A 13,666-nucleotide genomic window follows, 5' to 3' on the forward strand; every position below is an offset into this window, starting at 1 on the left:
CGGCTGACCCTAGACCTGCGGCAGCGCGTCGCCCTGGACCGCCTGGATGTCCAGCTCCACCTTGAGCGTCGCGCCGATCGCCGCGATGCCGGCCTGGACGACCTGGTTGTAGTTCATGGCGAAGTCCTCGCGCTTCAGCTCGGCCGTCGCCTTGAACGCCGCACGGGTGCCGCCCCACGGGTCGGCGCCGGTGCCCAGGTAGCTCAGGTCGAGGTCGACCTGGCGGACCACGCCGTGCAGGCTCAGCTCACCGTGGACGGTCCAGCGGTCGGGCCCGGCCGGGCTCAGCGAGGTGGACCGGTAGGTGATCTCGGGGTGCGTCTCGACGTCCAGGAAGTCCGGCGACTTCAGGTGGCCGTCGCGCATGCCGTTGCCGGTGTCGATGGACGCGGCCTTGATCACGGCCTCGACGCGGGACTTCTCCACGTCCTGGGCGATGTCGACGCGGGCGGTGAAGTCGGTGAACCGGCCGTGCACGCTGGTGATGCCCAGGTGCTGCGCGGTCGCCGCGACCGAGGAGTGCGCCGGGTCGACGGTCCAGGGCCCGGGCGGCGGCAGCTCGGCGCCACCCTGCCGGGCCAGTACGACCGCGCCCACCTCGGCGCGGCCGGTCGCCGTCACCAGCGCGGTGGAGGCCGCGGGGGCGTACCCGACGGCGGTCACGATCACGGTGTAGGGGCCGGGGGTGAGGGTGGTCGCGTCGTGCACGGCCCCCTCGTCGTCGGCCTCGGCGCGCAGCACCTGCGCGCCCGTCATGTCGGTCACCGTGACGACGGCGTGCGGCAGGGCCCAGCCGTCCCGCGTACGGATCCGCGCACTCAGTCCCATCAGTCACAACTCCTAGCTCAAGTTCTCACACACGTAAGGGAATCGGGCGATCCCCGGACGCGAACGGGCCCCGGCCCGTGACGTCTGCGGCCGTCCCCTGCCGTTAACGACGCCACCGGGTCCGGGGCCCATTTCCCACAACCGGGCCGGGAGGCTCACGTCTCCGCTCGAAGCGTGAGCCGCCCGGTCCGGGGCCTTGAAGGGACTACGCGAACTACTCGCCGGGGTGCGAGAGTTCGATGTCGTGACCGTCGACGCCGCTGCCCTGCACGCTGAGGTGCGTGGCCACCGGCGGGTAACCGGTCGCGATGACCGTGTACTCGCCGCCGTCGAGGTCGGTGAAGGCGTACGCGCCGTCCTCACCGGTCGTCGACGTCGCCACGACGTTGCCCGCGGCGTCGATGAGCGTGACCCGCGCGTCGTTCAGCGAACGGCCCGCGGCCCGCACGGTGCCCTGCACCTGGGAGCCGGAGTTCAGCTCGATCTCGACGCGGGTGACACCCGTGCCGCCGACCTCGACGGGCAGGGCGAGCGGACGGTGTCCGGCCGCGTTCACCGCGACGGTCACCGCACCGGGCACCAGCTCGGCGAAGGTGAACTCGCCCTCCTGACCGGAGAGCCCGGTGGCGAGCACGTCACCGCGGACGTCGGTCACGATCACCATGGCGCCGACGACGGCGGCCTTGGTCTCCGCGGCCTTGACGACACCGCTCAGCCCGCTCGTGCCGCTGAGCAGGATGTCGTACGTGACCGGCTCCTCGCCGACCACGACGGTGGAGGCCTGCGGCTGGTAGCCGTCGGCCGAGGCGATCAGCACGTAGGAGCCTGCGCCGGGGGCGTCGACCCCGTAGGAGCCGTCGCCCTGGGCGACCGCGCGGCCGAGCTGGCGGCCGCCGAGGGAGATCAGCGTGACCGCGGCCCGCGGGACCGGGGCGGACTCGGCGCCGCGGACGAAGCCGCGCACCGGGGTGCCGCTGCCGAGCGCCTGCGCCGGGAGGTCCCCGGTGGTGGCGGCGACGGCGGAGAGCCGCTGGGTCTGGGTGTCGGCGGCGGGCTCACCCGCGCCGACCAGGCTCGGCACCCGCTCGTCCTGGCCCTGTACGGGCTGGGCGGCGGTGGCCGGGGCCGGGGTGCCGGACTCGGCGTCGGCGGCCTGCTGGAGAGCACCGGACGTACGCAGCGGAACCTCCTTGATGAAGATGGTGACGATGAAGGCCAGGAAGGCGATCGGCGCGACGTAGAGGAAGATGTCGGCGATGCCGTGCCCGTAGGCGCTCTCCAGCCAGGTGCGGATGTGCTCGGGCAGCAGATCCATGTTCGGGATCGCGCTGCCGCCGACCGACTTGGCGGCCGCCGCCTGCTCCTTCGGGTCGAGGGACCCGATCGAGTCGGTGGCGTAGTGGGTGATGCGGGTGGTCATGACGGAGCCGAGCGCCGAGACGCCGATGGCGCCACCGAGGGACCGGAAGAACGTCACCGTGGAGGAGGCGGAACCGAGGTCCTTCGGCGCGACCTGGTTCTGCGTGCTCAGCACGAGGTTCTGCATCATCATGCCGACGCCGAGACCCATCAGCGCCATGAAGATCGCGATGCGCCAGTACGGGGTGTCGTACCGCATGGTGCCGAGCAGCCCGAGGCCCGCGGTCAGGAACGCGCCGCCGGCGACCAGCCACGCCTTCCACTTGCCGGTCCGGGTGATGACCTGGCCGGAGACGGTGGACGAGATGAACAGGCCACCGATCATCGGGATCGTCATGACACCCGACATCGTCGGCGACTTGTCGCGCGCCAGCTGGAAGTACTGGGAGAAGTACACGGTGCCCGCGAACATCGCGACACCGACGAACAGCGAGGCGATCGAGGCGAGCGTGATCGTGCGGTTCTTGAAGAGCCGCAGCGGGATGATCGGCTCGGACGCCTTGGACTCGGCCAGGACGAAGAGCAGCACGAGCACGATCGAGCCGCCGACCATCGTGTAGGTCTGCCACGACAGCCAGTCGTACTTGTCGGAAGCGAAGGTGACCCACAGGAGCAGCAGGCAGGCCGCGGCGGTGATGAAGAAGGCGCCGGCCCAGTCGACCTTGACCTTCCGCTTCACGACCGGCAGGTGCAGCGTCTTCTGGAGCACGATCAGCGCGATGAGCGCGAACGGCACACCGACGTAGAGGCAGTAGCGCCAGCCGAGGAAGCTGGTGTCGGTGATGACACCGCCGATGAGCGGGCCGCCGACGGTGGCGACGGCGAACGTCGCACCCAGGTAGCCGGAGTAACGGCCACGCTCACGCGGGGAGATCATCGCGGCCATGACGATCTGCGCCAGGGCGGAGAGACCACCGGCGCCGATGCCCTGGATGGCACGCGCGGAGATCAGCATCGTCGGGTTCTGCGCGAGACCGGCGATGACGGAGCCCGCCACGTAGACGATCAGGGCTATCTGGACGAGCGCCTTCTTGCTGAAGAGGTCGGCCATCTTGCCCCACAGGGGCGTGGTGGCCGTCATCGCGAGCAGCGAGGCGGTGACGACCCAGGTGTAGGCGGACTGACCGCCGCCCAGGTCGCCGATGATCTCCGGGAGGGCGTTGGTGACGACCGTCGAGGAGATGATGGCGGCGAACATGCCGAGCAGCAGCCCGGACAGCGCCTCCATGATCTGCCGGTGTGTCATCGGAGCGCCGCCGTCGGAAGGCGCGCCTCCGTGCTTGGCGGCATGGCTGCCCCGCACACCGGACGGTGTGGATGTTGCCATGGGATTCCTTTTCTTACGTTACGCGGGTGTACGGGTGGTCTGAACTGAGGCCGGGGCCTGCGCGGCGCCGGGGAACTGTCCGCGGGACGCCGTCGTCCGGCAGTCCCCGAAGCTGTCGCGCAGCCGCGTCATCAGAGCGATCAGTTGGTTGACCTCGTCGTCGGACCAGTCGCTCAGCCGGTCGGCGAGCAGCTCGGTCGTCCGCACATTGAGGTCTTCCATCCGCTCGTGTCCCTCGGCGGTGAGGGTGAGAATGCGCGAGCGCTTGTCAGCCGGGTCGGGGCGACGCTCGATCCAGCCGCGGTCGGCGGTGTGGGCCACGTGGCGGCTGGCCACGGACATGTCCACCGCGAGGAGCTCGGCCAGCCTGCTCATCCGCATGTCGCCGTACCGCTCGATGAGCGTGAGGACGGCGGCCGAGCCGGCCGGGCAGTCGTGGGGCAGGATGCGTGCCATATCCCTTTTGACGGCGCCGAAGGCACTGAGCTGTCGAGCCAGCTCGTCGTAATGACGCTGTGCGGCCACAGCACCTCCTGACCAGGATGTTATTCGTTGCTTAGGGCAACCATAGAACCAGTTGGTTGCCGCAGGCAAACTAAAAGGGACGTTCAACCCTAAAATCGCGGCAAAGGCAAGGTGTGGGAGAGTAAAGCCGCAGCTCAAGTGAGGTCCGGGAGGACTGTGGCGCCCGTGGCGCCGATTCGCTAGGGTCCTGGCCCATGGCAAACAACCCCCAGGGCCAGAACCCCGAAGGCAACTACGACCCCGCGGGCAGCACCCAGATGTTCCGCGCCTTCGTCGACGAGGGCGGCACCCCCACCCCGCGCGCGCAGGCCGCTCCGGTCAAGTCCGGACCCGGCGCCGGCCTGATCCTCGGCATCGTGGTCGCGGTCGTCGTGATCGCGGCGGTGGCGTGGCTGGCGCTCAAGTAGGACGTACGTCCCGGCAGCGGCCGGTCACTTCCGGGCGGTAGCGCCCGGCTACTTCCAGTCGACGGAGACGACGCGGGTCTCGACATGCATCCCGAGCGGGACCCGCCAGGACTCGACGCAGACGGTCCACGTCTTCTCTCTCTCCTCCCCGGCCCCGAGGGGCACGGGGAGCTTCTCGGTGGACTCGACGGTCGCCCAGTCGATCCCGAGCGAGCCGATGATGTGCGCCCCGAACGTCACCGTGCCCGAACGCACCGCGCTGCCACCGGAGTTGCGGAGCGTCAGGGTCACGTCCTGGCACCAGCGCTTGTCGGCGTCCGCGAGAGCGGGTGCGCTCACCTTGAGGGCGGCGGGCCCGGCGGGGGACGGCGTGGAGCCGTTCGCCGGGGCTGAACCGCCGGGTGAAGCAGGGGCGTTGGTCCCCGATCCGGGGGTGGCGGTGCCGCTCTCTCCAGGGGTGCCGCTGCCGCTCCCCGTGCCGACGGCCCCGGACGTCGACCCGCTGCCGGGTGCGCCCGGCGCTGTGGCGCCGGCGGTGCCCGCCCCTGCCCCTGCCTCGGGGGTGGCGCCCTCCTCGGTCCCGGTGCCCTTCGCGCCCGGTGCGGCCGGAGCCGCGGGTGCCTGGCGGGGCTGGGGGGAGCGGGGGGAGCCGGGCTCGGCCGGGTCCAGCGGCACGAGCCGTACTTCTCCGGTGGGCGCGACGCTCGGCCCGGCTTCGGCGGGGGAGCCTCCGGCGGCTCCCACGGCGGCGTACCCGTCCGGTCCTTCGCCCCCGCCGAAGACGGCGACAGCGCCGAGACAGACCATGGCGGCGGAGGCGGCCCCTACGGCGGCCCCGCGACGCCCTCGTACCCACGTCCGCAACATCGCGCCAGTGTCTCTGACGACCCGTCAATTAGGAACCCCGCACACCCCACGAACCGACGGGCGTCGGCGAAGTGGGGCCGGGGGACCCGGCAGAGGGGGCGTCAGTCCGCGATCAGGCCCGCGCGCAGCTGCGCCAGCGTCCGCGTCAGCAGCCGGGAGACGTGCATCTGCGAGATGCCGACCTCCTCGCCGATCTGCGACTGCGTCATGTTGGCGAAGAAGCGGAGCATGATGATCCGGCGCTCGCGCGGCGGCAGCTTGGCCAGCAGCGGCTTCAGCGACTCCCGGTACTCGACGCCCTCGAGCGCCGTGTCCTCGTAGCCGAGCCGGTCCGCGAGCGAGCCCTCGCCGCCGTCGTCCTCCAGGGCGGGCGAGTCCAGCGAGGACGCCGTGTAGGCGTTTCCCACCGCGAGGCCGTCGACCACGTCCTCCTCCGAGACGCCGAGGACCGCGGCGAGCTCGGGGACGGTGGGCGAACGGTCCAGCTTCTGCGCGAGTTCGTCGCTGGCCTTGGTCAGGGCGAGCCGCAGCTCCTGAAGGCGCCGGGGCACCCGCACCGACCAGGACGTGTCCCGGAAGAAGCGCTTGATCTCGCCGACCACGGTGGGCATGGCGAAGGTCGGGAACTCGACGCCGCGCTCGCAGTCGAACCGGTCGATCGCCTTGATCAGCCCGATCGTGCCGACCTGGACGATGTCCTCCATCGGCTCGTTGCGGCTGCGGAAGCGGGCCGCCGCGTACCGCACCAGCGGCAGGTTCAGCTCGATGAGGGTGTCGCGGACGTAGGCCCGCTCGGCACTGGTCGCCGACTGCTCGTCGAGCGCGGCGAGGCGCAGGAACAGGGAGCGGGACAGGGTGCGGGTGTCGATAGACGCAGTCGACACGGTCGACACTGTCGACACGGTCGGCGGGGACGACACGGCCGGCGGGGACGGCGCCGCGGCCACGGTGGGCTCGGGGGTCTGTGGCGCCTGCGCCGGAAGCAAGGCCGGAACAGGAGTGTCGATCAGCACGGCGGTCGTGGACGCACTCGCGTCATCGGACGCGCCGGGCGTGAGCGTGAGCACCTTCGAGCTGCCCTGGTCTGCGGACATGCCACCCCCTTGAGGTCGCGGACGGTCGCGGCGGACGCTCCCGTCAGGTAGGAGCGCAGCCTCCACCTGAATACCGGACGTGGAGCCGCGCCAAACGCCGTTCCAGCAGAATGTCACATGTCGGCAACACGCTGTAGTGACATGTCGACATGGAAGGGGCGAATCACCGCAGGATGCAGGGGGTGTGGCCAAAGGGGACGGGGTTTTCCGCGGGAAATCCCCGTGGGTACGGTCTACCCGTTCCAGCTACGCATCGATCCTGTTTGCGGATCGAAGTCGAGCGAAACTACGGGCGAGGAGTCTTGACACGTGCATCTGGGAGACGCCCAGTTCGGCGCTGATCTGTGACTGCGTGAGGTTGCTGTAGTAGCGCAGCAGCAGGATCCGCTGCTCGCGCTCGGGCAGCTGGACGAGCAGGTGCCGGACGAGGTCGCGGTGCTCGACGCCGTCCAGCTCGGGGTCCTCGTAGCCGAGCCGGTCGAGCAGGCCGGGCATCCCGTCGCCCTCCTGCGCGGCCTCCAGGGACGTCGCGTGGTACGAGCGCCCCGCCTCGATGCAGGCGAGCACCTCGTCCTCGGCGATGCGCAGCCGCTCGGCGATCTCGGCGGTCGTGGGGGAGCGCCCGAAGGCCGTGGTCAGGTCCTCGCTCGCGGCGTTCACCTGGACCCACAGCTCGTGCAGGCGGCGCGGCACGTGCACGGTCCGCACGTTGTCGCGGAAGTAGCGCTTGATCTCGCCCACGACGGTCGGCATGGCGAAGGTCGGGAACTGCACCCCCCGCTCGGGGTCGAACCGGTCGATGGCGTTGATGAGCCCGATCGTGCCGACCTGGACGACGTCCTCCATCGGTTCGTTGCGGCTGCGGAAGCGGGCCGCCGCGTATCGCACGAGCGGCAGGTTCGCCTCGATGAGCGCGCCGCGCACCCGGGAGTGCTCGGGGCTGCCCGGCGGCAGATCCTTGAGCTGAGCGAAGAGGACCTGTGTGAGGGCCCGTGTGTCGGCACCGCGAGTGGTCTTCGCGGGCGGTGCCTGAGGCGCAGTACTGGCCGGCACGGTCAACCCCACCTCTGTATCCGTCAACTCATCGGTCAAAAGCGGTCATAGCATCACAAGACATGTGCACTGTGTGCAAGCACCTAATAACCTCGTGTTGCAGGGCAAGTTGGGACAGTTAGGGATCAGGGCATGAAAAAGCCCCCCGCTGTTCCAGCGAGGGGCCGTTTGGCCGCAGGGCCGACCGGCAGCGGCGGCGGGGGCCGGTCAGAACGCGTAGTCGGCGATCACCCAGGTGGCGAACTCCCGCCACAGCGCCACACCAGCCTGGTGCGCGGGGTGCTCGATGTACCGCTTCAGCGCCTCGGTGTCCTCGACCGCCGAGTTGATCGCGAAGTCGTACGCGATGGGGCGGTCCGTGATGTTCCAGTCGCACTCCCAGAACGTCAGCTCGGGGATCTGCTCGCCCAGCGCGCGGAAGGCGGCGACGCCCTCGACGACACGCGGTTCGTCACGGCTCACGCCGTCGTTGAGCTTGAAGAGGACCAGATGGCGGATCACGGCTGTGCTCTCCCTCAGAGGGCTCGGGGGCCGGGGGTTACTTGCCGCCGTTGGCGACCCAGGTCATGAAGTCGCCGATGGACCGCGCGGCGGACGAGACGCCCTCGAAGCCTATCTGGACGTAGTCGGCGGCCGTGGCGGGGTCGGTGATGACCACGTACAGCACGAAGACGACCACGACGAACAGACCAATTTTCTTCGGCTGCACTACGTTCGGCCTCCCCATGCCCGCGCCTGCGCCACGTCCGTGCTCCGTGTGGCCCCTGTTGCCGGGCGCGAGTCTATCTCGGACACCTGTTCTGTCGGTCTGATTGAACGACCGGTCGCGGCGGCCAACGACCCATGTGCACAAGCCCTTTGCCGTTTCCTCACCCCGACGCGCCCGGAGGACCCCCGAACGGCACGCAGAACGCCCCCCTTCCTCGGTGAACCCGTGGAAGGGGGGCGTTGTCAGCGGTAGCGGAGGGATTTGAACCCTCGGTGAGTTTCCCCACACTCGCTTTCGAGGCGAGCTCCTTCGGCCGCTCGGACACGCTACCGAGAGGAATCCTAGCCCAAGGTGGGCCGTGCTCTGAAATCCGTATCCCGGAAGAAGCTCGTGAGGGGGCGCGCGCACTCCTCGGCGAGTACGCCGGCGACGACCTCGGGCCGGTGGTTGAGGCGCCGGTCGCGGATCACGTCCCACAGGGAGCCGGCCGCCCCGGCCTTGTCGTCGCGGGCGCCGTAGACGACCCGGTCGAGCCGGGACTGGACGACGGCGCCCGCGCACATGGTGCACGGCTCCAGGGTGACGACGAGCGTGCAGCCGGTCAGCCGCCACTCCCCGACGACCGCCGCCGCCCGCCGGACCGCCAGGACCTCGGCGTGGGCGGTGGGGTCGCCGGTCAGCTCGCGTTCGTTGTGCGCGGCGGCGAGCACGGTCGTCCCGTCCGGCGCCAGGAGCACGGCGCCGACCGGTACGTCACCGCCGGCCGCGGCGAGCCCGGCCTCGGCCAGGGCCTGCCGCATGGCCGGCCGCCATGGATCCCGTACGGGGTCGGGCACGGGATCGGCCACGGACCAGGGGTCGGGTTCCGGGTCGGGGACGGAGTGGGTCTCGGGCTTGGGGGGTGTCACGGCCAGGAATCTATCCCTGTCCGCTCAGCGCACCGTCTCGAGCACCTCCGCGGCGCCCAGCGCGTCCGCGATCTCGCTCAGCGCGTCCACCCCGTCGAGGGCCAGCAGTTCCTTCTCCGGGACGCCCAGATCGGCGAGGATCTCGGTGTCCCCGAGCGGTCCGGCGGGCACGACCTCGGCACTCGCGCCGACGTCGCTCACGTCGTCCTCGTCGTCTCCGTCGTCGGCCGCCGACTTCGATTCGCCGTCCTCCGTACCGTCCAGGTCGAGAACGTCCAGGTCGTCCTCGACGGCGTCCGGATCCTTGCCGAGCAGCTCGTCGGTGAGCAGGATCTCGCCGTAACTGCTGCGTGCGGCGGCGGCGGCGTCCGAGACGTAGATACGAGGGTCGTCCTCGCCGTCCACGCGGACGACGCCGAACCACGCGTCCTCCTGTTCGATGAAGACGAGGACGGTGTCGTCCTCGGCGCCGGCCTCGGCCAACGCCTCGCGGGCCAGGTCGGACAGGTCCGACAGGGTCTCCACGTCGTCGAGCTCTGTATCGCTCGCTTCCCACCTGTCTTCGGTGCGCGCGAGCAGTGCGGCGAAGTACACCGTGACTCTCCCACTGGTCTCAGGTGCCGGTCGGGGGTCCCCCCGGCCCAGTCTTGGAGACGGGGAGCGCAGTTCACGCCCCGCCCACTGGGAATCGTGGCAGAAAGTACGGCTCCAAGAGAGGTCTTCCGCGCGCTGTGTTCGCGTCGCGCCCCGACGAGAGGGGCTGGTGTGAGGCGCGTCACCTGTACGTAACCCGTGCGTCACCAGCGAAACGTGCGCATCCTCATCTGGCGCCGCATCCGTGCGGCCCGCGCGCGGCGCGGCTGGACCCGGGCGCGCAGTTCGCGCGCCTCGGTCAGTTCGCGCAGGAACATGGCGCGCCGGCGCCTGCGTTCGGTGTCCGACGCCATGGGCTCCCCGGGCACCGGACCCTCCTGCACCGACCCTCCGACGGGCCGTTCCTGCCGCTTCTGGTCGGGCATCGCCGCACCACCACCCCAGTCCCTCGCTGCTGACGAGTTCCTTCCACTTTCCCCCGGGCCGGGCCGTTGATGCCACCGCGCGGGGGAGCCGGCGCCGTGGGCCCCGGTTACTGTTGACGACATGCGGATTCATGTCGTGGACCACCCGCTGGTGGCGCACAAACTCACCACGTTGCGCGACCGGCGCACCGACTCCCCCACCTTCCGGCGGCTCGCCGACGAGCTGGTCACCCTGCTCGCGTACGAGGCGACCCGGGACGTGCGCACGGAGCAGGTCGACATCGACACTCCCGTGTCCCGGACGACCGGTGTGAAGCTGTCGCACCCGCGCCCGCTGGTGGTGCCGATCCTGCGCGCCGGCCTCGGCATGCTGGACGGCATGGTCCGCCTGCTGCCCACCGCCGAGGTGGGCTTCCTCGGCATGGTGCGCGACGAGGAGACGCTGCAGGCCTCCACGTACGCGACCCGGATGCCGGACGACCTCTCCGGCCGGCAGGTCTACGTGCTCGACCCGATGCTCGCCACCGGCGGCACGCTCGTCGCGGCGATCCAGGAGCTGATCAAGCGCGGCGCGGACGATGTCACCGCCGTGGTGCTGCTGGCCGCGCCGGAGGGCGTCGAGATCATGGAGCGGGAACTGGCGGGGACGCCGGTGACCGTGGTGACCGCCTCGGTCGACGAGATGCTGAACGAGAGCGGCTACATCGTCCCCGGCCTCGGCGACGCCGGTGACCGTATGTACGGGGCCGCTGAATAGCGGACCCGAGAGGGGCGCGGGAAGCCGCGCCCCTTATCGATGGTTCGGCTATTTGTCGGCAGACCGGCGTGTTGTCGGCGGGCCGGCGTCTTATCGGTGGGCCGGCGGCCTATCGGCAGGACGGCGACGAAGAGGGCGCCGGCTTTGGCTGGGTCAGCGCGTGGAGCGCCTTGTCCGCCGCGGGCTGTGCCGTCAGCGACGTGAACGCGGTGCCGATGATCAGGTCGACCTCGGCCGGCTTGGCACGGGTGTCCGTCTTCTGATCGGCGCCCGCCAGCTGCGTACCGAGCACCGGCAGCGCCGCACTGGTCGCGCTCTTCGCGCCCAGGAGTATGCCGACGCCCTTGACCTTCTTGTCGTACTCCTTCGCCGCGTTGCCCACGTCGCCGATCGCGAAGCCGCGCTTCTTCAGCTCGTCCGCGGTCTTCTTGGCCAGACCGCCGCGGGGCGTGGCGTTGAGGACGTTCACCTTGATCTGCGCGGGGGCGGGAAGCTTGGCGTCCGCGGGGTGCGTGGAGCCCGTGGGGGTGGGCGAGGCGCCCGGCCGCTTCGTGCAGGCGCCGGTGGCCGAACTCGCGGCCGAGGCCTTGCCGCCGCCGGTGAAGACGTCGACGAGCTGGAACGATCCCCAGCCGATCAGGCCGATGACGGCGACCGACGCGACGACGGCGAGCACGATCCTGCTGCGCGAGCGGCCCCGACGCATGCGGGGGTACTTGTCCCCCGTGATGCGGTACTTGCCGCCCATGCCGGGGGGAGTGAGCATGCTCATGAGCGCAGCGTAATGCCGCGTAGCAGTGATGCCTATTAAATGATCACGGCTCGGCGGTCAGGCCAACCCAAAAGGGCCAATGCGGACTTGTGTGCGGTTCCGCGGGCGTCAGCCGAGTTCGAGGACGCGGGCGTGCAGCACCTGGCGCTGCTGGAGCGCTGCGCGGACCGCGCGGTGCAGGCCGTCCTCCAGATACAGGTCGCCCTGCCACTTCACGACGTGCGCGAAGAGGTCGCCGTAGAAGGTGGAGTCCTCGGCGAGCAGCGTTTCGAGGTCGAGCTGGCCCTTGGTCGTCACCAACTGATCGAGGCGGACCGGGCGCGGCGCGACGTCCGCCCACTGCCGGGTGCTTTCCCGGCCGTGGTCGGGGTACGGCCGGCCGTTTCCGATGCGCTTGAAGATCACACGGAAAGCCTACCGGGCGAGGCTCTCCGGGCGCAGCCATGGAGACGGAGTGCGAGTCTGGGAAATACTGCCGTGAACCGGGTCAAAGTGTGAACACTCAAGACGGGGCAGGGCCGGGGACGCGTCCGGCGAGCCGATGGCGGGCGGACCGGTGAACGAGGCGGGCTCGTCCGGGGGAGCGGCGGTCACCGTGTTGACGAGCGGGTGCGTGTTCGCCCGGGCCGGGACGTGTCTGGGCGCGGCCGGGTGCGGTCGGGCGCGGTCGGGTGGCGGGCCGGCCGCCTCTGGGGTCGTCGGCCGGCCCTCGTCCTCAGTGTCCGTTCTTCTCCTGCGAGGTCTGAGCCCTCCGGTGGTTCTTCGACGGGGGCGCGGCGGCCTTGGCCGCGCGGGTCTCGCGCGCCGCCTCCGCGCGCAGCAGGGCGCGCAGCACCGCGTACGGGTCCTTGGGCATGGGGTGTCCTTCCGAAGTCGTGCGTCGGTACGTGACGGATCCGGGGCGGGGATCCGTCAGCAGCGCAGGACGACGGTGCGCAGGGCGCGGTGGGACTGGCGTGCCGGGTGTGCGGCGGGGCCGGTGCCGGGTGCGGCCGCCCGGGCCGGACGGCGGTGCCGCGGATCTTCGGGGAGGCGCGTGGCGTGGCCCGTCGGGAGGCGGAGGGTGGCCTCGGGGGTGTCCTGATGGAGTTCGCCGGGCTCGATGGAGGACGCGGCGGCCGGGCGCGGGGCCGGTGCCTCCGCCGGTGCCGCGATCGAGGGGGCGATCAGCAGGGCGAGCCCGAGTACGAGCACCAGTACGAGCGCACGGGCCCAGGCCCCGGCGGGGCGGCCCGGGCCCGGGCGTGACGTGGCGGCGCTCATCTACGTCTTGTCCCCGGCCCCGCCCGTGACGTGCTCTTTGAGCGGCCAGATCCGCTCTCATGGGCTATGAGGGGTCTTGGTGGCCTATGTCGCCTTGGAGGCGCTGGGGGCCTTGGGGGTCTTGGCGGTTCTGGCTGCTTTGTCTGCCTTGGCCGCCGCCTTCATCTCTTGTTTGTGTGCGCGGACCTTCGTGAGGGACTCGGGGCCGGTGATGTCGGCGACCGAGCGGTACGCGTCCGCCTCGCCGTAGGCGCCGGCCGCCTCGCGCCAGCCCTCGGGGCGCACCCCGAGCTGCTTGCCGAGGAGGGCGAGGAAGATCTGGGCCTTCTGTCTGCCGAAGCCGGGCAGGTCGGTCAGGCGGCCGAGCAGCTCCGCGCCGGTGCCGACGCCGTCCCACACCGCGCTCGCGTCACCGTCGTACCGGTCGACCAGGTACTGACAGAGCTGCTGGACGCGCTTGGCCATCGACCCGGGGTAGCGGTGCACCGCCGGCTTGGCGGAGAGCAGCGCGGCGAAGGTCTCGGGGTCGTGGGCGGCGATCTCGTGCGCGTCGAGGTCGTCGGCGCCGAGGCGGTCGGCGATCGTGCGCGGGCCCGCGAACGCCCACTCCATGGGTACCTGCTGGTCGAGCAGCATTCCGACGAGCGCGGCGAGCGGGCTGCGCCCGAGCAGTTCGTCGGCGGCGGGTTCCTGGGCGAGGTGGAGGGTGACGTCCATA

General features: G+C 70.8%; 18 protein-coding genes and 1 tRNA gene. 2 read left to right on the plus strand and 17 right to left on the minus strand.

The window, feature by feature from the left end; all coding sequences use genetic code 11:
• Positions 1–9: 9 nt before the first annotated feature.
• From ACZ45E_RS10685 to ACZ45E_RS10695, 3 genes are all read right to left on the minus strand, one after another.
• Positions 10–828 (minus strand): YceI family protein, encoded by an 819-nt coding sequence (locus ACZ45E_RS10685; protein WP_468219011.1) that lies wholly within the window; start codon positions 826–828, stop codon positions 10–12.
• 214 nt (positions 829–1,042) lie between these two features.
• A complete protein-coding gene (locus ACZ45E_RS10690; protein WP_468219222.1) occupies positions 1,043–3,493 on the minus strand; it encodes an MFS transporter in 2,451 nt (816 codons plus the stop codon).
• 99 nt (positions 3,494–3,592) lie between these two features.
• Positions 3,593–4,099 (minus strand): MarR family winged helix-turn-helix transcriptional regulator, encoded by a 507-nt coding sequence (locus ACZ45E_RS10695; protein WP_468219013.1) that lies wholly within the window; start codon positions 4,097–4,099, stop codon positions 3,593–3,595.
• Between the two features lie 194 nt (positions 4,100–4,293).
• Here ACZ45E_RS10695 and ACZ45E_RS10700 point away from each other — a divergent pair, with 194 nt between their 5' ends.
• A complete protein-coding gene (locus tag ACZ45E_RS10700) occupies positions 4,294–4,506 on the plus strand; it encodes a hypothetical protein (RefSeq protein ID WP_468219016.1) in 213 nt (70 codons plus the stop codon).
• A gap of 48 nt (positions 4,507–4,554) precedes the next feature.
• Here the strand turns inward: ACZ45E_RS10700 and ACZ45E_RS10705 are convergent, their stop codons facing one another.
• The 9 genes from ACZ45E_RS10705 to ACZ45E_RS10745 form a co-directional block, all read right to left on the minus strand.
• Positions 4,555–5,373: a hypothetical protein gene (locus tag ACZ45E_RS10705; RefSeq protein ID WP_468219017.1), complete on the minus strand. Its 819-nt coding sequence runs from the start codon at positions 5,371–5,373 to the stop codon at positions 4,555–4,557.
• Between the two features lie 101 nt (positions 5,374–5,474).
• Positions 5,475–6,467 (minus strand): RNA polymerase sigma factor SigF, encoded by a 993-nt coding sequence (locus ACZ45E_RS10710; protein WP_468219019.1) that lies wholly within the window; start codon positions 6,465–6,467, stop codon positions 5,475–5,477.
• 246 nt (positions 6,468–6,713) lie between these two features.
• Positions 6,714–7,532, minus strand: coding sequence for an RNA polymerase sigma factor SigF (locus ACZ45E_RS10715; RefSeq protein ID WP_468219021.1), 819 nt, complete (start codon positions 7,530–7,532; stop codon positions 6,714–6,716).
• A gap of 195 nt (positions 7,533–7,727) precedes the next feature.
• A complete protein-coding gene (locus tag ACZ45E_RS10720; RefSeq protein ID WP_468219023.1) occupies positions 7,728–8,021 on the minus strand; it encodes a Dabb family protein in 294 nt (97 codons plus the stop codon).
• Between the two features lie 37 nt (positions 8,022–8,058).
• Positions 8,059–8,247: a hypothetical protein gene (locus tag ACZ45E_RS10725; protein WP_468219024.1), complete on the minus strand. Its 189-nt coding sequence runs from the start codon at positions 8,245–8,247 to the stop codon at positions 8,059–8,061.
• Positions 8,248–8,475: 228 nt separating this feature from the next.
• Positions 8,476–8,560 (minus strand) — tRNA-Ser (locus ACZ45E_RS10730).
• A gap of 10 nt (positions 8,561–8,570) precedes the next feature.
• Positions 8,571–9,029: a tRNA adenosine(34) deaminase TadA gene (gene tadA, locus ACZ45E_RS10735; protein WP_468219224.1), complete on the minus strand. Its 459-nt coding sequence runs from the start codon at positions 9,027–9,029 to the stop codon at positions 8,571–8,573.
• Positions 9,030–9,161: 132 nt separating this feature from the next.
• A complete protein-coding gene (locus ACZ45E_RS10740) occupies positions 9,162–9,731 on the minus strand; it encodes a tRNA adenosine deaminase-associated protein (protein ID WP_468219026.1) in 570 nt (189 codons plus the stop codon).
• Between the two features lie 203 nt (positions 9,732–9,934).
• Positions 9,935–10,156 carry a hypothetical protein gene (locus ACZ45E_RS10745; protein ID WP_468219028.1) on the minus strand — a complete coding sequence of 74 codons (222 nt, stop codon included), beginning with the start codon at positions 10,154–10,156 and terminating at the stop codon, positions 9,935–9,937.
• A gap of 121 nt (positions 10,157–10,277) precedes the next feature.
• Between ACZ45E_RS10745 and upp the strand changes: the two genes are divergently transcribed.
• On the plus strand, positions 10,278–10,913 hold the full coding sequence (gene upp, locus ACZ45E_RS10750; protein WP_468219031.1) for a uracil phosphoribosyltransferase: 636 nt from the start codon (positions 10,278–10,280) through the stop codon (positions 10,911–10,913).
• 109 nt (positions 10,914–11,022) lie between these two features.
• Here the strand turns inward: upp and ACZ45E_RS10755 are convergent, their stop codons facing one another.
• The 5 genes from ACZ45E_RS10755 to ACZ45E_RS10775 form a co-directional block, all read right to left on the minus strand.
• The gene (locus ACZ45E_RS10755; RefSeq protein WP_468219033.1) at positions 11,023–11,685 is read right to left on the minus strand and encodes a LytR C-terminal domain-containing protein; all 663 of its coding nucleotides are present in this window, start codon (positions 11,683–11,685) and stop codon (positions 11,023–11,025) included.
• A 108-nt stretch (positions 11,686–11,793) separates the two neighbouring features.
• The gene (locus ACZ45E_RS10760; RefSeq protein WP_003955420.1) at positions 11,794–12,090 is read right to left on the minus strand and encodes a type II toxin-antitoxin system VapB family antitoxin; all 297 of its coding nucleotides are present in this window, start codon (positions 12,088–12,090) and stop codon (positions 11,794–11,796) included.
• A 310-nt stretch (positions 12,091–12,400) separates the two neighbouring features.
• Positions 12,401–12,541, minus strand: coding sequence for a hypothetical protein (locus tag ACZ45E_RS10765; protein WP_468219035.1), 141 nt, complete (start codon positions 12,539–12,541; stop codon positions 12,401–12,403).
• A gap of 56 nt (positions 12,542–12,597) precedes the next feature.
• On the minus strand, positions 12,598–12,948 hold the full coding sequence (locus ACZ45E_RS10770; RefSeq protein WP_468219038.1) for a hypothetical protein: 351 nt from the start codon (positions 12,946–12,948) through the stop codon (positions 12,598–12,600).
• An 84-nt stretch (positions 12,949–13,032) separates the two neighbouring features.
• Complete coding sequence (locus ACZ45E_RS10775; protein WP_468219039.1) at positions 13,033–13,665, minus strand: HhH-GPD-type base excision DNA repair protein; 633 nt, start codon at positions 13,663–13,665, stop codon at positions 13,033–13,035.
• Position 13,666: the final 1 nt, after the last annotated feature.

Source organism: Streptomyces sp. NPDC030991, from assembly GCF_055571235.1.

Bases quoted from the DNA above. Each gene is read 5' to 3' on its own strand.
- ACZ45E_RS10685 (WP_468219011.1), bottom strand. From the start codon at position 828: ATGGGACTGAGTGCGCGGATCCGTACGCGGGACGGCTGGGCCCTGCCG.
- ACZ45E_RS10690 (WP_468219222.1), bottom strand. From the start codon at position 3,493: ATGACACACCGGCAGATCATGGAGGCGCTGTCCGGGCTGCTGCTCGGC.
- ACZ45E_RS10700 (WP_468219016.1), top strand. From the start codon at position 4,294: ATGGCAAACAACCCCCAGGGCCAGAACCCCGAAGGCAACTACGACCCC.
- ACZ45E_RS10705 (WP_468219017.1), bottom strand. From the start codon at position 5,373: ATGTTGCGGACGTGGGTACGAGGGCGTCGCGGGGCCGCCGTAGGGGCC.
- ACZ45E_RS10710 (WP_468219019.1), bottom strand. From the start codon at position 6,467: ATGTCCGCAGACCAGGGCAGCTCGAAGGTGCTCACGCTCACGCCCGGC.
- ACZ45E_RS10725 (WP_468219024.1), bottom strand. From the start codon at position 8,247: ATGGGGAGGCCGAACGTAGTGCAGCCGAAGAAAATTGGTCTGTTCGTC.
- tadA (WP_468219224.1), bottom strand. From the start codon at position 9,029: ATGCGGCAGGCCCTGGCCGAGGCCGGGCTCGCCGCGGCCGGCGGTGAC.
- ACZ45E_RS10745 (WP_468219028.1), bottom strand. From the start codon at position 10,156: ATGCCCGACCAGAAGCGGCAGGAACGGCCCGTCGGAGGGTCGGTGCAG.
- upp (WP_468219031.1), top strand. From the start codon at position 10,278: ATGCGGATTCATGTCGTGGACCACCCGCTGGTGGCGCACAAACTCACC.
- ACZ45E_RS10755 (WP_468219033.1), bottom strand. From the start codon at position 11,685: ATGAGCATGCTCACTCCCCCCGGCATGGGCGGCAAGTACCGCATCACG.
- ACZ45E_RS10765 (WP_468219035.1), bottom strand. From the start codon at position 12,541: ATGCCCAAGGACCCGTACGCGGTGCTGCGCGCCCTGCTGCGCGCGGAG.
- ACZ45E_RS10770 (WP_468219038.1), bottom strand. From the start codon at position 12,948: ATGAGCGCCGCCACGTCACGCCCGGGCCCGGGCCGCCCCGCCGGGGCC.
- ACZ45E_RS10775 (WP_468219039.1), bottom strand. From the start codon at position 13,665: ATGGACGTCACCCTCCACCTCGCCCAGGAACCCGCCGCCGACGAACTG.